Origin of the sequence: Streptococcus sp. 2018WUSS126 (genome assembly GCF_044427425.1) — a bacterium.
GTDB classification, from domain to species: domain Bacteria; phylum Bacillota; class Bacilli; order Lactobacillales; family Streptococcaceae; genus Streptococcus; species Streptococcus hashimotonensis.
On sequence record NZ_JAOTGB010000004.1, the window covers coordinates 70,788 to 92,446 of the forward strand.

The 21,659-nt window shown below is 40.7% G+C and carries 18 protein-coding genes and 1 pseudogene; 4 read left to right on the forward strand and 15 right to left on the reverse strand.

The window, feature by feature from the left end:
• Positions 1–152 precede the first annotated feature (152 nt).
• The 3 genes from ODU34_RS02695 (at position 153) to ODU34_RS02705 (ending at position 3,391) form a co-directional block, all read left to right on the forward strand.
• Complete coding sequence (locus ODU34_RS02695) at positions 153–2,381, forward strand: AAA family ATPase (RefSeq protein ID WP_398578363.1); 2,229 nt, start codon at positions 153–155, stop codon at positions 2,379–2,381.
• Between the two features lie 185 nt (positions 2,382–2,566).
• Positions 2,567–3,028: an NUDIX hydrolase gene (locus ODU34_RS02700; protein ID WP_002938708.1), complete on the forward strand. Its 462-nt coding sequence runs from the start codon at positions 2,567–2,569 to the stop codon at positions 3,026–3,028.
• 54 nt (positions 3,029–3,082) lie between these two features.
• Positions 3,083–3,391 (forward strand): DUF1827 family protein, encoded by a 309-nt coding sequence (locus tag ODU34_RS02705; protein WP_002938710.1) that lies wholly within the window; start codon positions 3,083–3,085, stop codon positions 3,389–3,391.
• Between the two features lie 235 nt (positions 3,392–3,626).
• On the opposite strand, the gene ileS is transcribed toward ODU34_RS02705, so the two are convergent.
• From ileS to murD, 12 genes are all read right to left on the reverse strand, one after another.
• On the reverse strand, positions 3,627–6,416 hold the full coding sequence (gene ileS / locus ODU34_RS02710) for an isoleucine--tRNA ligase (protein ID WP_205015014.1): 2,790 nt from the start codon (positions 6,414–6,416) through the stop codon (positions 3,627–3,629).
• Positions 6,417–6,426: 10 nt separating this feature from the next.
• Entirely contained in the window at positions 6,427–6,870 is a 444-nt protein-coding gene (locus tag ODU34_RS02715; protein ID WP_044761895.1) for a GNAT family N-acetyltransferase, read from the reverse strand.
• Positions 6,871–7,101: 231 nt separating this feature from the next.
• A complete protein-coding gene (locus ODU34_RS02720) occupies positions 7,102–7,791 on the reverse strand; it encodes a DivIVA domain-containing protein (RefSeq protein ID WP_024411799.1) in 690 nt (229 codons plus the stop codon).
• Positions 7,792–7,799: 8 nt separating this feature from the next.
• Positions 7,800–8,591 (reverse strand): RNA-binding protein, encoded by a 792-nt coding sequence (locus tag ODU34_RS02725; RefSeq protein WP_205015015.1) that lies wholly within the window; start codon positions 8,589–8,591, stop codon positions 7,800–7,802.
• A gap of 2 nt (positions 8,592–8,593) precedes the next feature.
• Positions 8,594–8,857, reverse strand: a complete 264-nt coding sequence (locus ODU34_RS02730; RefSeq protein ID WP_172030140.1) for a YggT family protein — start codon at positions 8,855–8,857, stop codon at positions 8,594–8,596.
• 4 nt (positions 8,858–8,861) lie between these two features.
• Positions 8,862–9,434, reverse strand: a complete 573-nt coding sequence (locus ODU34_RS02735) for a cell division protein SepF (protein WP_205015016.1) — start codon at positions 9,432–9,434, stop codon at positions 8,862–8,864.
• Between the two features lie 16 nt (positions 9,435–9,450).
• The gene (locus tag ODU34_RS02740; protein ID WP_136647334.1) at positions 9,451–10,122 is read right to left on the reverse strand and encodes a YggS family pyridoxal phosphate-dependent enzyme; all 672 of its coding nucleotides are present in this window, start codon (positions 10,120–10,122) and stop codon (positions 9,451–9,453) included.
• 6 nt (positions 10,123–10,128) lie between these two features.
• Positions 10,129–11,358, reverse strand: a complete 1,230-nt coding sequence (ftsZ, locus tag ODU34_RS02745; RefSeq protein ID WP_024385822.1) for a cell division protein FtsZ — start codon at positions 11,356–11,358, stop codon at positions 10,129–10,131.
• A gap of 25 nt (positions 11,359–11,383) precedes the next feature.
• Positions 11,384–12,763, reverse strand: coding sequence for a cell division protein FtsA (ftsA, locus tag ODU34_RS02750; protein WP_105178968.1), 1,380 nt, complete (start codon positions 12,761–12,763; stop codon positions 11,384–11,386).
• Positions 12,764–12,915: 152 nt separating this feature from the next.
• A complete protein-coding gene (locus ODU34_RS02755; RefSeq protein ID WP_105121871.1) occupies positions 12,916–13,998 on the reverse strand; it encodes a cell division protein FtsQ/DivIB in 1,083 nt (360 codons plus the stop codon).
• Positions 13,999–14,003: 5 nt separating this feature from the next.
• Positions 14,004–15,068, reverse strand: a complete 1,065-nt coding sequence (locus ODU34_RS02760) for a UDP-N-acetylglucosamine--N-acetylmuramyl-(pentapeptide) pyrophosphoryl-undecaprenol N-acetylglucosamine transferase (RefSeq protein WP_318820405.1) — start codon at positions 15,066–15,068, stop codon at positions 14,004–14,006.
• A 2-nt stretch (positions 15,069–15,070) separates the two neighbouring features.
• Entirely contained in the window at positions 15,071–16,420 is a 1,350-nt protein-coding gene (gene murD / locus ODU34_RS02765; RefSeq protein ID WP_398578364.1) for a UDP-N-acetylmuramoyl-L-alanine--D-glutamate ligase, read from the reverse strand.
• Positions 16,421–16,627: 207 nt separating this feature from the next.
• Between murD and ODU34_RS02770 the strand changes: the two are divergent.
• Positions 16,628–16,869: pseudogene (locus tag ODU34_RS02770) on the forward strand (IS982 family transposase); the annotation flags it as partial.
• A 131-nt stretch (positions 16,870–17,000) separates the two neighbouring features.
• Here the strand turns inward: ODU34_RS02770 and ODU34_RS02775 are convergent.
• From ODU34_RS02775 to ODU34_RS02785, 3 genes are all read right to left on the reverse strand, one after another.
• Positions 17,001–17,870: a class C sortase gene (locus tag ODU34_RS02775; protein WP_044758535.1), complete on the reverse strand. Its 870-nt coding sequence runs from the start codon at positions 17,868–17,870 to the stop codon at positions 17,001–17,003.
• A 113-nt stretch (positions 17,871–17,983) separates the two neighbouring features.
• Positions 17,984–19,474, reverse strand: a complete 1,491-nt coding sequence (locus ODU34_RS02780) for a SpaH/EbpB family LPXTG-anchored major pilin (protein ID WP_398578365.1) — start codon at positions 19,472–19,474, stop codon at positions 17,984–17,986.
• Positions 19,475–19,574: 100 nt separating this feature from the next.
• Positions 19,575–21,524, reverse strand: coding sequence for a SpaA isopeptide-forming pilin-related protein (locus ODU34_RS02785; protein WP_398578366.1), 1,950 nt, complete (start codon positions 21,522–21,524; stop codon positions 19,575–19,577).
• Between the last annotated feature and the right edge of the window lie 135 nt (positions 21,525–21,659).

The following is a 21,659-nucleotide window of genomic DNA, read 5'->3' on the forward strand; positions in this document are numbered from 1 at the left end:
TTTTCTTCCTATCGCCCTATTTTTCATAGAAAGTTTTTCCAAGCGTAGCAGTTTCTTGATTTTTCTATGAATCTTGTTATAATAAAGCTAGAACTGACCTTTTTTGACCATTTAACAATAGGTCACATTTTTTCACAGAAAGAGGTAGAATTATGCTCTGCAAAAATTGTAATATCAACGACGCAACGATCCATCTCTACACCAACTTAAACGGTAAACAGCAGCAGGTAGATCTCTGTCACAACTGCTACCAAATCATGAAAACAGACCCTAATAATGCCATCCTACGTGGGTTGGGAGATTTAACAAATCCTAACAATATGGATCCCTTTAGTGAATTTTTCAATCACCTAGGTGGCTATCCTGGCAATACCCCTGCTGGAAAAAATCGCGAACAGACTCCTCCCACTCAAGCCGGTGGGCATAATGGACGTGGTGGACAGACCCCTCCTCCGCAACAACCCCAACAACCAAATGGGCTCCTTGAAGAATTTGGTATCAACGTTACCGAAATTGCCCGTCGTGGGGATATTGATCCAGTAATCGGTCGCGATCAAGAAATTACCCGTGTCATCGAAATTCTCAACCGTCGTACAAAAAACAATCCTGTTCTTATCGGTGAGCCTGGTGTAGGTAAAACAGCGGTTGTTGAAGGCTTGGCTCAAAAAATTGTCGATGGCGATGTCCCACAAAAATTACGAGACAAGGAAGTCATTCGTCTGGATGTTGTCAGCCTCGTACAAGGAACAGGTATCCGTGGACAATTTGAAGAACGCATGCAAAAACTCATGGAAGAAATCCGTAATCGTCGCGAAATCATTCTTTTTATTGACGAGATTCACGAAATTGTCGGTGCTGGCTCTGCAGGCGATGGTAACATGGATGCAGGCAATATCCTCAAACCAGCCCTCGCACGTGGTGAAATGCAACTAGTCGGTGCAACAACGCTCAACGAGTACCGTATTATCGAAAAAGATGCCGCCCTAGAACGCCGTATGCAACCTGTAAAAGTTGAAGAACCAAGTGTCGAAGAAACCATTACTATTCTCAAAGGTATCCAAAATAAATACCAGGATTACCATCATGTTAAATACTCCGATGCTGCTATCGAAGCTGCTGCAGTACTGTCCAACCGCTACATTCAAGACCGTTTCCTACCAGACAAGGCTATTGACCTTCTGGATGAAGCTGGTTCAAAAATGAATTTGACCCTCAACTTTATTGATCCAAAGGAAATTGATCAACGCTTAATAGATGCCGAAAACCGTAAGGCCCAAGCAACTCGTGACGAGGACTATGAAAAGGCAGCCTATTTCCGTGACCAGATTGCCAAGTATAAGGAAATGCAAAAGGCAACCATCAGCGAGGAAGATATTCCCCTCATTACTGAAAAGGAAATTGAAGCCATCGTAGAACAAAAAACCAACATACCTGTTGGCGATTTGAAAGAAAAAGAACAATCGCAATTGATCAACCTGGCTAGCGATCTCAAGGTCCACGTTATCGGTCAAGATGAAGCTGTGGATAAGATTGCCAAGGCTATTCGCCGCAACCGTGTTGGTCTTGGTGCGCCAAACCGCCCAATCGGCTCCTTCCTCTTTGTCGGACCAACAGGTGTCGGTAAAACCGAATTGTCTAAGCAATTAGCTATCGAACTCTTCGGTTCGGCGGACAGCATGATCCGCTTCGACATGTCCGAATACATGGAAAAACACGCTGTCGCTAAACTCGTCGGAGCTCCTCCAGGCTATGTAGGCTATGAGGAGGCTGGACAATTGACTGAAAAAGTCCGTCGTAATCCTTACTCACTCATCCTCCTTGACGAAGTTGAAAAAGCCCACCCAGATGTCATGCACATGTTCCTTCAGGTCTTAGACGATGGGCGTCTGACAGATGGACAGGGACGCACGGTCAGCTTCAAAGACACCATTATCATCATGACCTCAAATGCTGGTACTGGAAAAGTTGAAGCAAGTGTCGGTTTTGGTGCGGCTATGGAAGGGCGGACTCAATCAGTCCTTGGCCAACTTAGCAATTTCTTCACACCTGAATTTATGAACCGATTTGACGGTATTATTGAGTTCCAACCACTGAGCAAGGAAAACCTACTTGAAATCGTCAGCCTCATGCTAGACGATGTAAACAAACGCCTTTCTCACAATGGCATCAGCCTCCATGTAACAGATAAAGTTAAGGAGAAATTAGTGGACCTTGGCTACGATCCAAAGATGGGAGCTCGTCCACTACGCAGAACCATCCAAGATCAGATTGAAGATGCTATCACCGACTTCTACTTAGAACATCCAGCAGAAAAAGACCTACGTGCTGTCATGTCAAGTAAAGGTACAATTCAAATCAAGGTACAAACAAAGACAAAATAAGAAAATAGAGCTGCTCCCTACGAGTAGCCTATTTTACTGTTTTGATACTCTATTTTTCTAAATTTTTCCCCATCTCCATCCTATAAAAAAATTTTACTTTGTAAAGCCTATCACAAGGAAAAATAATAAAAAAGTGGTATAATGTATACAACTCATTCCAATTATGAAAGAGGATAGAATTGCCTATGGAGAAAATCGCTGTATTTGGAGAAAAGAAGGCTGGCGTCAGCTACCAGAGTCGCTTTGGTGTTTACGCAGTTATCCCAGATGAAAAGAAAGAACAGATTATACTCGTTCAAGCACCAAACGGAGCTTGGTTTCTTCCTGGTGGAGAAATTGAAAAGGGAGAAAACCACCTCATAGCACTGGAACGTGAATTGATGGAAGAGCTTGGATTCACCGCTGAAATCGGAAAATACTTTGGTCAGGCTGACGAATACTTCTACTCTAGCCACCGCGATACCCATTTCTATAATCCAGCCTACATCTATGAAGTAACTAGCTACCATCAAATAGGACAACCACTAGAAGATTTCAACCATATTGCCTGGTTCCCAGTCAATGAAGCCATCGATAAACTCAAACGTGGTAGTCACAAATGGGGCATTGAACAATGGAAATTGCAAGAAAATTCATTCAATAACTAGTAAAAACACTCTAATCGTGCTATAATGTAGCCAAAGAGATAGAGGAGGTTCCACATGAAAATCATTAACACGACAAATAGTCATCCCAATCTTGTCCAAAGCCAGTTGGCTAATACTGATGCTTTCCTAGTAGAGACTTATTCTGCAGGGAATACAGACGTTATTTTCACACAGGCACCCCGTCATTATGAACTCTTGATCAGTAATAAATACCGTGCAGTACAACAAAATGAAATCGAGCAAATTCGTGATTTCTTCCTTCATCGAAAAATTGATGAACGAACTATTAACAAGGCTGCCATTCAAACGATTCACACAGACCGTTTGATTGAAATGTCTATTCCCATTATCGCAGAAGTGTAAGAAGCCAATTGGCTTCTTTTTTTTCTATTTATACTCAATGAAAATCAAAAGTAGCCTAGGAAACGAAGCCGAAGATAGAACTCTGTTACTTTCTTATTTCAAGGTAACAGGCTGAAAACCTCCACTGGAGCTTTTCACTCATCAAGGCTCTTGACAACGGATACTTTTGATTTTCGAAGAGTATTACAAAAAAAGCCTATCGCTAGATAGACTTTAACAAATGTATTGTGATTACTTAAGCTTCAAAACCTTGAGCTACTGCTTCAGCAAAGTTTTCTTCCACTACGCTTGCACAGTGGTCACAGATTGTCGCACCATAGCTACGTTCTACAACGCTAGTATCAATACGGCGGCAACGATCACACACTTCACCTGCTGCACGTTCTACTGCAAAGGCAACTTCATCCACCACAAGTGCACTTTCAGGAGCTGCTTCCGTGGTTACTGTCAAGTTTGAAACAATGAGCAACTGAGCAAGGTCTGCATTCAAGCTCTCCAAGAAGGACTTGGTTTCAGCTGAGACATAGGCAGTCAAATGAGCTTCAAGTGACTTACCGATGATTTTGACATTACGCGCTTCTTCCAAGGCTTTTTGTGCCTGAGTACGGAAGTTCATAAAGTTTTCCCAATCAGCCAAAAGCTGCGCTTCATTGGCAAAGGTTTCCACCTCTGGCATTTCCGCCAATTGTACAAACTCTTCTGCTTCGTGTTCCAAGTATGACCAAATTTCTTCTGCTGTGTGTGGCAAGATTGGGGTCAAGAGCTTGGTAATTTTCACCAAGATGTCATAGAAAACTGTCTGCATCTGACGACGAGAGAGTGATTTAGCACCATCAATGTAGACAACATCTTTGGCAAAATCGAGGTAGAAGGCTGACAAATCAAGGGTTACAAAGTTTACTACAGATTTGTAGATACCCATGAAATCATAATTGTCGTAGGCTTCACGGATTTGAGCTACCAATTTGTTAAATTTCACCAAGAGATATTGGTCAACAGAACGAAGCTCTTCGTAAGCCACTGCATCACTTGCAGGATTGAAATCAGAAGTGTTGGCAATCAAGAAGCGAAGGGTATTACGGATTTTACGGTAGGTTTCAGAAACCTGTCCAAGAATATCCATAGACACACGTACGTCGTTTGAAGTATCAACGGATGTCACCCACAGACGCAAGATTTCTGCACCAAATTGTTTCTCAACATCACTTGGTAGAATGGTATTGCCTAGAGATTTAGACATCTTCATACCTTTGCCATCTAAGACAAAACCTTGTGACAAGACAGCCTTGTATGGTGCATGACCGTTTACGGCTACAGAGGTAATCAAGGATGAGTTAAACCAACCACGGTATTGGTCAGAACCTTCTAGGTAGAGGTCTGCTGGGTAGGCAAGATTTTCACGGGCATTCATGACACCATTCCAAGATGAACCAGAGTCAAACCATACGTCCATGATGTCTGTTTCTTTGGTAAATTCGCCATTTGGTGAACCTGGATGAGTGAAACCAGCTGGCAAAAGATCTTTTGCTTCTGATTTCCACCAGATGATAGAACCATGCTCTTCAAAAAGGGCAGCAACGTGGTCTGTCACTTCCTTGGTCATAATCGCTGTACCATCTTCTGCATAGAAGATTGGAAGCGGCACACCCCAAGCACGCTGACGAGAGATGACCCAGTCACCGCGGTCACGGATCATGTTGTAAAGACGTGTTTTACCCCAAGCAGGAATAAAGGTCGTTGCTTCGATTTGGTCCAAGATTTCCTGACGGAACTTAGAAACAGAGGCAAACCATTGCGGTACTGCACGCCAGATGATTGGCTTCTTGGTTCTCCAGTCAAATGGGTAGGAGTGATTGATCACTTCACTAGCAAGGAGCAAGTCGCCTAATTTTTCCTTAACCGTTGGTACAACCTTGTCATAAAATTGCCCTTCAAAATCAGGACCCGCAGCTTCATTCATCAAGCCACGTTCATTGACAGTTACCGCAACCTCCAAGTCATATTTGACACCGACATTATAGTCATCCTCACCAAAACCTGGAGCCGTATGGACGATACCAGTACCCGAGTCCGTTGTGACATGGTCACCTAAGATAACCAATTCATCAACTTCTCTATCCCATGGGTGTTCGGTCACGATGTATTCAAACTCAGCACCCTTGTGTTTTGAAATCACTTCGAAGGATTCCCAACCGAATTTGGCTGCCAAGTTGTCAACCAAGGCTTCTGCCAAGACATACTTACGGTCAGAACCTACTGGTTGAACCAAGACATAGTCAATGTCTGCTCCCATTGTCAAACCGCGAGAAGCCGTTACTGTAAATGGAGTCGTTGTCCAGACAACGATGTAGCTGTCTGTATCCAAGAGCCCCTTGCCATCTTTGACCTTGTTAGCATAATAAAGAGATGTTGAGTCAATGTCGTGGTATTCGATTTCAGCTTCTGCAAGGGCAGATTCAGATGACCATGACCAGTAGACAGGCTTGGCACCACGGTAAATATAGCCCTTGTCTGCCATAGCACCGAAGACACGGATTTGAGCTGCTTCATAGTCTTTCGTCAAGGTGATGTATGGATTTTCCCAGTCTGCAGAAACACCCAAGCGTTTGAAATCATCACGTTGCTTGTCAACTTGGCTAAGAGCGTAATCACGACACATTTCAAGATATTCTACCAAGTCCATTTCCTTGCGCTTAACACCTTGTTTTGCCAAGACTTGCTCAATAGGAAGACCATGCGTATCCCAACCCGGTACAAATGGTGCACGGAAGCCAGACATTGACTTAGAGCGAACGATAATATCTTTAGAAATCTTGTTCAAAGCATGTCCAACGTGGATATTTCCGTTAGCGTAGGGAGGGCCATCGTGGAGGTGGAAGGCAGGTTTGCCTTCATTGAGTTCTTGGCGACGAGCATACAAGTTTGCTTCATCCCAGGCCTTTTGCCATTCTGGCTCACGTGTTGGTAAGCCTGCACGCATAGGAAATGCTGTCTTACCTAAATTGAGTGTTTCTTTTAGTTTCATCATAACTCCTTTATCTTATAATTAATTCCATTTTCATTTCTTGGCCTTCTAAACCAACGGATTGAAAACCAAGTTTTTCTAAAATGTACCTCATTTTATGATTGCCAATGACATAATTTATAGAAATTTTATGACAAAGCGGATCCGCCTTCGCCTTTCCAATCATTTGTTGGATGACTTCTTTTCCAAATCCACGATTTTGAAAATCCTTATCGATCAACAAGCGCCATAAATAATAACTATTATCTTTGGGTTCAATAGATAACATTGCAAAACCGACAACTTTTCTGCCAGATAGCACAGCATAGGGTAGAATCATTCCCGAATCTTTATATAACCAAGCTTGGGCTAAAGAATATTCAACCGATGCCACTCGGCGCTGGTCCTCAGGTGCAAGTTGAACTTGTAACACTGCTTCAAAGTTGTCCTTGTTTACTAATTCTAATCGTATCATAAAAATAAAAAAAACTCCCGCCAAATAAGGACGAAAGTTCGTGGTACCACCTTAGTTTAGATAGAGTTTCCCCTATCCCTCTATGTTCGTAACGTGAACGGACGTCTCTCCTTACTATTTTCAGGAAAAATCAAACAAAGTGATGATCCATAGAAAGAGATTGTAGGGCTTCCACCATCTCCTACTCGCTTAAAATATTTCTAACGACCTTGTCTTTGCTTATGATTTCTATTATTCTTCTATTGAAAGTACTACAGGTTCTCCACCCTCAAAAGCTGCTGCCTGACGAGTTAATTCTGCAATCTCTTCTGGTGTCAATTGACGTGTATAATCCAAACTTTCTTCTTCAACAGGTAATTCTTCATCCAAAGCCTTATGAAGAACATCACGAAAGGCTTCGTCACTTGTTTGAATGTAACTTGCTGTTGGACGGAGGATTTCCTCCCATTCAGATGAATTAACCAGTGATAATTGGCTTTCTACTGTTGATTTCAGACGCTGATGGAAAATACGTGTCTGGTTTTTTAATTCTTCAGTTTCAATGACAACTTTTTTCGCGTTGTCAGTCGCATTACGAAGAATTTCATTTGCCTTATCTTTAGCTTCATGTAACAATGTTGCCGCATCATAGTCAGCTTGTTTAATAATATTTGCCGCTTGATCTTCAGCCGCAACTTTTACTTTCTCAGCTGTATCTTGAGCTAAAAGAACTGATTTACTCAATGATTCTTTCATCTCATCAAAATAAGCCAAACGTTCCCGCAAATTTTTCAATTCTAACTCTTGGTCATGGTTTTTACGAATTAAATCCTCATAATCACGCGTTACAATGTCCAAAAAGTCATCAACTTCATCTGCGTCGTATCCTCTAAATTTTGTAGCAAAGGTTTTATCTTTTAATTCTAATGCTGTAAGTGCCATCTTTCCTCCTAAGTTTTAACAATGTCTAACTTTAATTTTATCTTCCCTTGCTTAGAAAAACCTAAAAATTCATTTAGGCGAACTCTACCATATCTCCTAACACTAATTAATTGCCCTATTTCAACTAATTTACTGGTTTGTTCTGCCAGAACATAATCCAACTTCACATGTCCAGCCTCGATCAACTTATTTGCAGTTGCCCTTGAAAGATTAAATGCGACCGAAATCAATTTATCTAATCTCATACTAGAAACCAACACATCCTTTGAACGCCATTCCTGTCCAATCGGTAGTCGAACAGTCATCCATTCTTCTTCCTTTCCCTTAACAGGGACACGAGCAATTTTAGTGATAGATTGTAAGGCAATCTGCCCAAATTTCTGATCGATAAAGACAATCAATCGTTCATCATCAATCAAAATATCACCCAAATACTCCCTTTTAATCCCTAGTTGATTGAGAAAAGTTCCAAGAACTTGTGAATGGGATAAGGTGTGAAATTTTCTAGCATAGGACAAATGAAGAGCGGTTAACTCAAAGTCCTTGATGTCCAACTCATAATAAGCCGGGGCAATAATAACCCGCGAATGTTCAGTCGAAACAAAGTCCCGACTAGAAAACGTTTGTAACTGGTAGTAGTTAGCAATTTTGCATACAATTTCATCTTGTCTAGGATGTAAAAACTGAGTTAATCTGTATGAATACGTATCTTCAACTTGCTGACACATATCCATTATTTTCTCTACAAATTCTCTTTCTTCCCTAGAAAAATGTTGCAATAAGTCTTTGTCATTTTTCATAACTATGCTAACAGTAGCAATAATTGAATCAAAAGGCGAGTTCCCATATTAAGCACAATCATGGCTGCCATTACGGTCCAATCCAACCCCATAAACTGCAGATTAAACCGCCTAAAGGGTTTTAAAATCGGTGCTACCAGCCATTGAATCAAATGACCAATCGAGCTTGTGTATAGGCTAGGAAACCAACTTAGCAAAGCGTATGCCAATAAGAGATAAGAATAAATCTCTACAATTTTTAATAGTAAAAAAATCAAAATTTGCATAGCGTTACCGTTTTATATCAAAGTCAAAATTTGAATCCGCCACACCAGTAGTTGTACCAGCATTAGCATTGCGCAATTCTTCAATATTGACTGTGACATTTACTGGAGTTAACAGCCACATGGTATTTGAGACCTTTTTCAAATTTCCAGATAATACCGAACGAGCACCATCCAAGTAGTCTAGGCAACGTCTTGCTTGTTGCTCCGACATATATTGAAAATCAATGAGAATACTCGCATTGTCTAATAAAAGATTTACCATCTCTGGTGCATCTTCATAACGTTTTGGAAACTTAATATCAATTGTAGTTTTGACAATCTCTTTTTCGTTATTATTAGTCATCAATTCTTGCTGCCTTTCATGTAGGCGTTGAAGTTGACTTTCTGAACGTGCTTCCCGACGCGTCTCTACTTTTGGCTGCTGTTCGCGCACAGGTGCAGCTGTAGTAGTATTGGCAACACGCATTTTAGGACGATCATTAGGCATTGAATAGGCATCTGCCTGTTCTTCAACTTCATTGACTTCGTCAACTTCAAAGTAATTAAATAAGTTCTTAAATGTATCTTTTAATGCCATATTTTCCTCCTCTCCATTATTCAAAGAATGCTGAGCCAATTCTCACATATGTAGCTCCGTGAGCAATGGCGCGTTCAAAGTCCCCACTCATTCCCATACTCAACTCTGTAAAGGGCATACGTGGTAAGTTCCTTGTAGCTAGTTCTTCTTGGATTTCCTGCATTTTAGAAAAAATCTCGTCTAATTCATCATCTGTAGCATCAATCGGTGCCATCGTCATCAATCCAACAAGTTCAATGTTCGCCAATAAACTAATTTCAGCAAGTGCCGTATCAATCTCAGATACTGCAAAGCCATGCTTACTCTCCTCACCGGAAACGTTGACTTGGAGGAAACACTTGACTATTTTAGTCGCACGTTTATCTATTTCCTGAGCTAGTTTGACAGAGTCTAGGGCGTGGAAATAATCAACAAATGGAATAATGTCCTTGACCTTTCTTCTCTGTAAAGTCCCTATCAAATGCCATGTCAATTGTTTGTCTGCTAGGGCATTATACTTTTCTAAGAACTGATCGACTCGATTTTCTCCAATATGAGTAATTCCAGTATTCACTAGCTGATTAGCAATAGAGCTGTCAACATATTTGGTGACAGCTATTACCTTTACTGATTCACTCGGACGACCTGCCTTCTCAGCAGCTTTTGCCACTGATGAAAAGATAGCATCCTTATTCTTTTGAAAATCCATTTTAGTTTAGCGATTACGGAAGAATGGTGGTGTATCCAATTCATCCTCATCTTGATCCATTGTAAATTTTTCGACTGAAACAGTGGATGTTGGTTCTGCGTCAGTTGGACGAATCAAGTTTTCGCGACGCAAATCCCACTCTCCGAAGGCAGAAGCTTTCGGCGCTTCAGTTTGTTGTGCAGCTCCACGAGTTGGTGCTGATGCTACTGAATGATCAAAGCGTTGAGAAGGGCGTGGTGAAACAGCTTCCGTGCGATGGCGGGCTGGTTTATCAGCAGTATCTTGACGAACCCCTGTAGCCACAACAGTCACACGAATCTCATCTTTCATTGTTTCATCAATAGATGTACCCAACCAAATGTTAACACCTTGACCCGCAGCCTGATTAACGATTTCTGAAGCATCTTCTGCTTCTGTCAGAGTCATGTCATAACCACCTGTAACATTGACAATGACATCCTCTGCACCATCAATTGTTGTTTCAAGAAGAGGAGAATAAATCGCTTTACGAGCCGCCTCAATCACTCGGTCCTCACCAGTACCGATACCGATACCCATCAAGGCGTTTCCTTTGTTTTCCATAACTGTCTTCACATCTGCAAAGTCCAAGTTAATCAAACCAGGATTTGTAATCAAGTCTGTAATTCCTTGAACACCTTGACGAAGAACATTATCAGCTTCGCTTAGTGCTTCTAAAAGCGGTGTTTTCTTATCAACAATTTCAAGAAGGTTGTTGTTTGAAATAATTAAGAGTGTATCTACTTGTTCGCGAAGACCTTCAATTCCCTCAATCGCAAAGTTTCCACGTTTATTTCCTTCAAAACCAAACGGACGAGTCACAACTGCGACAGTCAACGCACCCAAGTTTTTAGCAATACGTGCAATAACAGGAGCCGCACCTGTCCCTGAACCACCGCCCATACCAGCAGTGATGAAGACCATATCTGCACCAGTTAATACATTAGTCAATGCTTCTTCGCTTTCCTCAGCAGCTTTACGACCAACCTCAGGTTGACCTCCAGCACCCAAACCACGAGTCAATTTAGGACCTAGTTGGATAACTGTTTCAGCTTTAGAGCTACTTAGCGCTTGTACATCTGTGTTTGCTGCAATGAACTCAACCCCAGCAACACCTTCTTCAATCATACGGTTAATCGCGTTTCCGCCACCACCTCCGACACCGATTACTTTAATGACAGCACCATGACTAGCTGCTGCTTCAAATGAAAATGCCATAGTTTAAATCACCTTTTCTTTTCTCTTATTCAAACATGCTGCCAAACAAACCACGAATGCGATCTGTGATGTTTCCCTTAGCAGCTGGACGAACTTCTTCTTCCTCATCATGGTAAGTAGGAGCAACTTGTTCCTCTACCTGATCGACTGTATTCAATTCGTTCACGATTTCTCTTTGAATTGGCTGACTAATTCGAGGACGAGCAACAGGAATTTCAACTGGCTTATGTCTCAAGGTAGTCTCGCCATTTACTGCATGTTGGGCAATATTTTCAACATCTTCTAACTCACCAACATACTCAACAAAGCTAATCACACTTGCAAATGCTGGATTGCGGATACCAATTTGATTTGGAACAAAAAGTTTAGTGTTAACACCAAATACTTCTTGGGCCAATTCTGTAATTCCTGGTAAGATGGCACCGCCACCTACAATGACTATTCCCCCTGGTAAATCTAGAGCACGTGTACGCTCCAAATCTTGTTTCACACGGTCAAAAATCTGACGCAAACGTGCCGCAATCACTTCTGAAAGGTAGCGCTCGGTCACTTCAACTGGAGCGTTTTCTCCAATCACTTCGACAGTGAACTTTTCCTTATCACTTGCATCTTGCGGATAGGCAATGCCGTAGTTGTATTTCAAGTTTTCAGCAATACTCTTTGATGTTGTCAATACTTTTGAAATATCGTTTGTGATATAATCTCCACCTTCTTGGTAGATGTTTGTGTATTGCAACTCTTGGCCACGCATAACAGCCACAGTCGTTTGACCACCACCAAGATCAATGATAGTCGCACCAAACTCACGTTCACCTTCATTCAATACAGAGCGAGTTAGTGCCAACGGAGAAATTACAATATTTTCAACTTGGACACCTGCACGCTCCACCGTTTTACGAAGATTGTGAAGAATGGTACGTGGTCCTGTGTACAGCATACCACGCATTTCCAAGCGAATTCCCATCATTCCACGAGGGTCCTTAATGCCTTGGAACCCATCGACAGTGAACTCTTCTGGAATAAATGAAATCACTTCGCGTTCCGGAGTCATACTCTTTGTCAATGCTGATTTTACAACATTCTCAACATCTAAGTCTGTAATTTCTTGTGAATCTGTTGTGACAGGAATCATTCCTTGAGTTGGTTCGATTTGAAGAAGGTTAGCAGGCAATCCAACATTTACCTTTTCAATTCGGATACCTGATTTTTCTTCTGCCTGCTCAATCGCTTTTTTAATCGATCCCGCAGCCACCTCAATATTTACAATAATTCCATCTTTGACGCCAGCACTTTTTACATTGCTTACCCCAATCACATTCATTTCGTTATCAATATATTCTGCAACCAAGACTTTAACGGAGCTTGTACCAATATCTAATCCCGTAAAAAAGCCGTTTCTAGCCATTCTATCAGTCCTCTCTTACTTCCAACTTTAACAAATCATCTTCCATTTTGAAAAATAGTATAATTAGTCATCATTCATTATACCATATTATATCGAATTATGGTGTTTTTAAAGGATTTTTTTATTACTTTTTCTTTACAAAATTATCTATTTTAGCTTGCATATCTATAAATACCAACTTCCATGTCAATTGTCGTTGGAACTGTCACTTCTGCTGCTATTTTTGTATAGTAAGACATCTTCTGGCTAATCTCACCCAACGGGATTAATACAGTATTTCCATCTCTCATATTGAATGTCAACAAATCCTCGGTCACTTTACTCGGCGTTAAATTTATTGTCTGAATAGCAGAACGAATTCCTGCATCTATTTTCCCCAATTCAATGGCTAGTTCCTTGATTAATTCCTTATCGGATAAATTGATTGTTGTATAGCCTTCTGGCAAGGAATCCTGTGAAATCGGTTCACCGCCAATCTCTCCACTAGACAATACCGGATACCACTGGTTTTGTTGCTGAATGTAGCCTATTATAGCGTATTCTTTGATGTGAATGGTAAAGGTAGCCGGAAACTGGAACTTGATTGTTGCTGTCTCAACGGACGAACTATTCTTCTTAATATTCTTTGCGTAAGCATCTGCATGCAAAGCTATGGTTACAATGTAATCATCTGGAGAAATCAGACTATAATTTTCCACCTGTTCAGCAGTCAGTCGCTCATTTCCAACGACCTCTATCTGTTTTTTCTTGCTGGTTGGAGAAATAAAATACAGAGCCGACGCTGCCAGTAACAAACTCGTCACAAGAACCGGAATAGCTTTCCAGACTACTTTGGAAGGAATATCAACTTTTAAAGTTTGAACCTTTTCCCCTGTTTCCTTTTTAGATTCCAGACTCTCTGTTTTTCTTTCTATTCCCTGAAAAAGGACTCTTTTACTCTTTTTAGCTTTTGGGCTCTTCTGTTCTGTCTGCCCTTCGTCAACTGCCTGAACATCTGCCTCATCTTTATGAGCAAGGTAGGCTTGGTGGCGTGCTTTCCATTGTTCGAAAAAGGCACTTTTTTCATCATCCGGAGCAGTCATCTCAGGTATGTCTACATCCGTAGAAAGTCCTTTTTCTTCGGCTAATACAGATTCTTTCTCCGCTGGTGAAATTTGTTCTGAATCCAATTCTACTTGGGACGCCTGTTCCACTTCTAGCACTGATTCTTCTACATTTGAATCTTTTTCCGTCATAGAACCTACCTTCCCATATCTTCTCTAAGCAAATTGTAAAAACTATCTACTGACTGAATTTCATTAGAATTTGCCATGTTTTGGATATAAAATTCCTTATTTTTCAATAGCTCATCGACTTCTACTAACAGGCTGGCAAATGTCAATTGACTTTCATCAATCTGCTTAGAATATCCCTTTTTCTCTGCATAGAGAGCATTTTCAATCTGATCCCCTCGACTGGCCTGCCTTCCTAGTGGCACAATCAAATGGAGTTGTTGCATGGCAATCAACTCAAACAGAGTATTGGAACCACCACGGGTAATAACGACATCCGCTAAATCCATCAAGGGTTGATAAAGTTCTGTCACATAGTCAACTCTATATAGGTTTTTATCTAATTGATTGAGACCACTGTCCCCTGTCAAGTTGATAATATTGAATCGTTCGGTCAGAGCAGCACTATTCTGACTGATTAAATCATTAAAGACCTTAGCACCGCCCGAACCACCTACAAACAGTAGGGTCGGCAGACTTTTATCGAAGTGACTGAGAATTTCTGGCAACTGAATTGGTGTAACTTTGTCATTCGTTTGCCCCACTTTTGTAACTGCACCAACATGTTTTACTTTAGTCAAGCTGGCAGGTTGCTCAAAAGTACTATACATGGTTGTCGCAAATTTATAGGCAATTTTATTGGCCAATCCCATTGTTAAGTCTGATTCATGGATAAAGACTGGTACTCGTAATAAATTGGCCGCAATAACTGGCGGAACCGATACAAATCCACCTTTTGAAAAAAGAGCTTGCGGACGAATTTTAGCAATAATGATCAAGGATTGAAGAACACCAAAACCAACTTTAAACACGTCCAACATATTTTGGAAAGAGAAATAACGGCGTAATTTCCCAGTCGAAATAGAATGAAAATGGACATCTAAACCTGATTTCACAACCTGCTCATGTTCAATACCGTTCCCATCACCAATATAGTGGACTTCCCAGCCTTCTTCCAAAAATCGCGGAATCAAAAGGAGATTGAGCGTCACGTGCCCAACAGTCCCTCCGCCTGTAAAAACAATTTTTTTCATGATTATTTCAACTCCTCAAAGGTCTGTAAGAAGACGTCACCACGCACTTCAAAATTGGCATACATATCCCAGCTTGCATTGGCTGGGCTTAACAGGACAATATCTCCTTTTTCTGCAATGGCAAAGGCTTTTCTAGTCGCATCCGCAATTTCAAGAGCTTCTATCGTTTCCACTTCTGCCTTATCTGCTGCACGTTGAACACGGGGAGCTGATTGACCAAGGATCACCATTTTCTTTAGTCCGACCAAATCAGGGACTAATTCATCAAATTCATTGCCACGGTCCAAGCCACCTGCAATCAAAATGACCTTGCTATTGTCAAACCCTGAAAGAGCTTTTTGAGTCGCCAAGATATTGGTAGACTTGCTATCATTGTAGAAGGAAACCCCATTGATCTCACCTACAAATTGCAAGCGGTGTTTGACACCTCCAAAGGCAGACAAACTTTCCTGAATCGCTTGGTGGTCTACTCCCAACAATTTTGCAACCACAATTGTTGCCAAGGCATTTTCAACATTGTGTGAACCTGGAACACCAATTTGGTCAGCATCCATGATGTATCCACCCTTGAAATAGAGTTTTCCATCTGCCAAGTAAGCTCCATCAACCACTTCCTGTGTTGAAAAGGGAACCACCGTTGCTTTGGTCTGTCCAGCCAATTCCTTGGCTTCTTTCTGGTTGAAATTGAGTACTACAAAATCCTCAGCCGTCATCTGACGCTGAATCATCCATTTTGCTGCTACATAGTCTTCAAAAGTCCCATGATAATCAATATGACTGGCAATGAGGTTGGTCACAACGGCGATATGCGGGCGGAAAGATTCTGTCCCCATTAACTGGAAAGACGATAATTCCATGACCAAGGTATCCTCTGCAGTTGCAGTTTGAGCGACCGAAGATGCTGGGTAACCAATATTTCCACATAATTTTGCAGGTTTATTTCCTGCATTCAAGACTTCTGCAATCATGGTCGTTGTCGTTGTCTTGCCGTTGGAACCTGTAATCCCCACGATTGGAGCATCTGATACCAAGTAGGCCAATTCAACCTCTGTCCATACTGGAATTCCTTTTCCAATTGCTTTTTCAACCATAGGATTATCATAGCGAATTCCTGGATTTTTTACCATCAAAGCGAAATCTTCATCCAATAATTCCAAGGGATGGCTCCCGCAAATAACACGGATACCATCTTCCAACAAAGATTGAGCAGTCGGATTTTCTTCAAAAGGCTTTCCATCGTTAACAGTGACGATAGCACCCAATTTATCTAGAAGACGAGCCGCAGACTCTCCTGATTTAGCTAAACCTAGTACCAGCACTTTCTTATTTTTTACAATATCAATCATCTTCATCTCAATTACCTTTACTTTCTAACACCTTATTTTACCCTTTACGAAGACCTTTTTCAAGCCAGAGGACAGAAAAGTAAACTCTACCCGTGGTGCTAGTTCATTTCAAAATACAATAAAAAGCCCAAATGGACTATACTGTAAGCGACGAAACATACAGAAGGGTAGTCCAAATGAGCTTACTTACAGTATACTGCTAAATCTCATCATTTGCAATGGAATGTACGCCAATTATCACAAATTTGTCATCATTTCTACCAAAACTATTGCCCAAATTCCTTCAAACTTCGGCGTAATGTAGGCTTTCAGATAGATTACTCCTTGTCTTGCTTTTGTTATAAGCTGAACTAAGTATGACATCTCAACGCCATTTCTACAATATCTGCCACCTCTTTCCTCGTGGTCTGTTACTAGAAAGAAGTCGTTTCAATCGTCGGTCTAGGCAATTGATTTGAGTTGACAGGAGGTTAAGGTTTGAATAAGCTCTTGAAGTTGAACAATTACCTCATTCAGCCATATTGTCTAATGTCTATAATAGAAAAATGTTCCAGAGTCAAATCGACTTTGAAACATTTTCAATAGTTCAAAATTTCTTGGGAACTAAAAAATCATCCAACACTTGATTCCTATTCCGAAAACGAAATGTTTTACTAGTTGTTATAAAAATATAAATTAAGATTACAAATAGAATTGGAGTTGCGATAAATGGAGCAATAAAGATTGCTTTAATTTGGATAGCATCAGAGGTAACCAAAGCACTACCATTAACATTTTCAATACGATAGCCACGAACTAATAGCCTATGTGTATTAATACCGTAGGGTGTACATGTTACCAAAGTCAATAAGTCTTTCTGAGGTTCTATGGTAAGAGCCGATAAATCTGATGGCTCAACCACTCGAATCTGGTCCACTTTGTAAGTTAGTGTTTCATTGAGAATGTGAATGGTAAATATATCGCCTTCTCTCAACTTATCTAAATCAGAAAACAGACGGGCAGATGGGAGCCCACGATGCCCTGAAAGTACACTATGAGTTCCTAAACCTCCTACAGGCAACGATGTTCCTTCTAGATGTCCAATAGAAGTCTCTAAAACCGTTTCGTCTGTCCCATGAAATATAGATAACTTGACATCAATTTTAGGAATCTCAATATAGCCCATGATGCCATCTTTATTGAAATTCAATTCCTGATTGTAGGCTTCAATGTCAGATGCAGTCACATTCCAGTTTAAGGGGTTTTCTTGATTATACTGGCGCGCACTATCAATGATTTCTTTGTATTGATCCTCTGTCATATCTGATACTGTGTCAGAATAGGACATAATGGCCTCTGATTGGTGGAAGGAATTCCAATAATCACTGACCGATGGATAAGCCAATAGTCCAATCCCCAATATAAAAATTAATGGCATGATAAAAGACGGACCTTTCTTTTTGAGCCATTTGATCATGAAATCCCCTCCTTTCCTTATGTTAAGACCAAAGAAATATCTTCGGAAATACTTCCACTCTTGCTTTTGCACTTCCGAAGATAGATTCTAAATATTAGGTATTGTATGGACAATTAGATATTGTTCATACGACGTTTTGAAATAGTATAAACCAATGCTACCAAGAGTAGGATTGAACCAACTAGATAGAATAAAGTTGTTCCAATCGCACCAGTGCTTGGCAAGACACCACCCTTTTTATTGACGATATTTGCTTGAGCTGTGTTATTCTCTTTCACTTCAATGGATTGACGTTCTGTCAAAATATTGTAACCATTCGGTGCTTTCATTTCTTCAAGATAATAGGTCGTGCTATGTTTCAGACCTTTAATCACAACTTCGCCAGCTTCAATCGCAACGCCTGTTTCGTTAGCTTCCGCTACACGGTATGCATCTCCATCTTTTACAACTTTAATCTCAGTACCACCACTTAAAGCATCATAAAGCTTAAATTCTGCTCCAGTCAGAGTAGCTTTTGCTTCGTTTGTTTTCTTCAAAGTGAAACGGTGAGTGGTTACAGTCGTTTTATTATCTTCTGGATTTTTTGGATCTACTGGGGTATCTGGGGTATCTGGAGTGTCTGGATTATCTGGGTGATTTGGATCTGTTGGATTTGTTGGGTCAAAAGAGTTGTAACCAAGTGTTGCTGTGTTGGTTGCTTGACCTTCTTTTGCATCCTTGGTTACAACAGCTGAATAGGTTACATTCACTTCAATTGGTGAGTTGTAAATAGTTGACTTGTCAGCCTTGATCCATGTCAAGACAACTGTCATTTTACCAGCTCCATTAAAAGCAACTGTATAGTCTGTGTCTTTAACAAGCGTCTTAGTCCCAACCTTAACAGTTACTGAATCTTGATTAATTGTTAATGCTGTTGGAGTATCGGCAATGGTGTAAGATTTGATTTGTTTAGTGACACCATTTGCAGTAACAAAGTTCGTCGCGTTAAATTTGAATTGGAAAGGAACAGTGTCACCAATTTTTGCAGTTGTTGTTGATGTTGCTGTTTTTCCATCCGCTGCTAGAATTTTCTTACCGCCACCATTATTTGAGTCTGGAATGGTTGGATTAGTAGTGTTTTTATCGATAACAGTTGCATTTGGTGTTGTACTATCTACGGTAAGCACTGCACCAAGTGATGATATTACAAAATAGTAGCCAAATGTCAAATGTGTGAACTCAAGAGAGTTATCATTCGCTGTAGCACTTGTAACTTCTGTACCGAAATTCTTTGCCCAAGTCGCAAATGCTTCTGAAGAGACATTAGCACCTGCCTTTGCAATAACATTGCCTTTGCTGTCTACATCAAACCAGGTTTCACCACCAAAATTTTGTGCGGTTTTACCGCTTGGGAGTTTATAAGAGATACCTGAACCATCTTCTGTTACAGTAGCATCAAAGAGTTTATAGATGGTATATTTTTGACTTTGCGAGGCGTTACGGATAGTGATTGTCCCTGTACCACCTGCATTTGTATTTACCTCTTGCGCACTAGCGAAAGGAGTAGGCAAGACCATAGCTAACACAGCCAACACGGTCATGAAGAGACTTTTTAATTTATTCATGATTTTCTTTTTCCTTTTTCATTTTTTATTAAGGAGAAGCAGACATAAAATCCTGCAACTCCCATTGTGATACTTTAATTATGTAAGCGTAAAATCAGTCCTAGGACCTCTTTTCCTGATTACGTTGAACAAACAGATGCATCAGATAGGAGATGACTATGAGGACAAGGCCAGAAAGAATAAACCACTTCTGTCCATCTCCACCTGTGCTTGGCAAGGCTCTGCCCTGCTCATTGGCCACTTGGATGCGATGGCTGGCATCACCACTAACCTTGGTAAGCGTTGCTCGTTCTGGACTAGCATCATTGCCCGCTTCATCAGACAAGGCAACAGTGTAGAAGGAAGATATTTTATCTTCGTTAAAGTTTTCCTTGATGCTGAAGTAGATATAACTATCCAAGACAATAAAACCATCAGGTGCTGCCAATTCTTGCAGACGGTAGCGACCTGCTTCTAAGCCTACTGGTATCCGAATACCATCTTTGCTGGTAATGGCAATTTCCTGCGCCCCGTCCACCTGAGCCCAGTTCAAACCATCCCACTTGGTCAATTCAAACTTGCCACCTGACAAAGCCTGCCATGTTAAATCCGTTTTCTGAATGTTAATGACATCTTTAACCTTTAATCGGCCAAACTGAATGTCTAGTTCATAATTGGCTAAATTGGTACCAGATTTTGGAGCGTAATCAAAGTAGTTTGGCTTCATTCCGGGATCAATTGGACCTTCCAGGAAGGTTGGAACAACTCCTTCGCCATCGACAAAATCTGTGTAGTCAACTCCAGCGGGTACTGATACAGTGATATTGTCAACACGAAGCTCGCTGCCATCATAATCCTTGCTAGCAGAATCAGATGTTATGGTCAGCTGACGTTTGTCGATCCGTAATTCCCCATCAGAAATCAAGAAATCAACCTTGAAATTTTGATTACTATTAGAGAATCTATTTTGCAAAGATAGTGGGTAAATACCAGCATCCTTTTTCTTAACTGTCTGTTCGGCGCTTGCACCATTAAAGCTGATGTCAGATTCTTTATAGAGACCGCTAGTATCTTGGATTTCGGTGACTTTATATCCTATAGTTGCTGTCTCGCCATCATAGACCTTCGACTTCTTCTCACCTTTAATCACTACGACAACTGGTTGTTGCTCTACAGTCAGATTAGCAGGCTGATAGGTTATATGATAGAAGTTGGTTCGATCAACCCCAGTCGCATCAATAATTTTAGCATTTTTAGGCGTTGTAGCACTAACTCCTGCATCTGTTTGGCTACCATCGTAACGGACGGCAGTCAGATTGTCTCCTGCTTTCAATGCTGCACTGTAAGTAGGTTTTAAATCAGATAGACCCGAACTTGATAGAGCAGTGCCATCATAAACTTTAGACTTGTCTAATGCAGTCAGTATTAAGTTTTTCTTATAATAGAGATTAATGGTTATGTGACCACCCTTACCTACACGGTACACTGTCCTATCAGCTACTTTCTCACTGTCTAACGAATGATTATAGGTATAACCACTTATGGTTTTATGATCCACCACAAAACTCCCCGGTTTCTTTCGGTAAATCACCAATGGTTCTTGTCCATCGATTTTCTTACCATCCATATCCAAATAATTTACCGTAAAGGTTTGAGTATCAAATCCGACATATTCAAAAATAATCACATTATTTGCTGCATTAGAAGTTAGCACCAAGCCTTGAGTATTTACAGTTGGATAGTAATCCATTTCCAGCATATCATCCGTAATACCTGACTGATTTTTCATATGCTGTTTATTCACATCTGCAGCAGCTTCTTTGGCGTGGATGATACTTCCATCAACCTGGCGGGTCACAGATGGTGCAACCTCAATAGCAGGATTATCCTTCAAAACATATTTGACAGTATAGGTAACATCTTTGACCTTCGGTGTATAGTAGAAAGTTACTTCATTCCCATTAAAATTCAGGTTAATCGTTTGGCTATTCTTATCTGGACGATAACCAGTGATCCCTAATGCTTTTTCTGTGATTATCTGGTTCAACGCAAGTGCTGAACTCGTGACCATTTTATCGGAGTAAATTCCCAAAGTAAGTTCTAGTCTGTCTTAAAAACTGGAAACTAGAATGAGACAAAGAAATAAGGTAGAACTTACTATGGGACAAGTTGGTAATCGACAATGAAAAACAAACACTTAACTCTC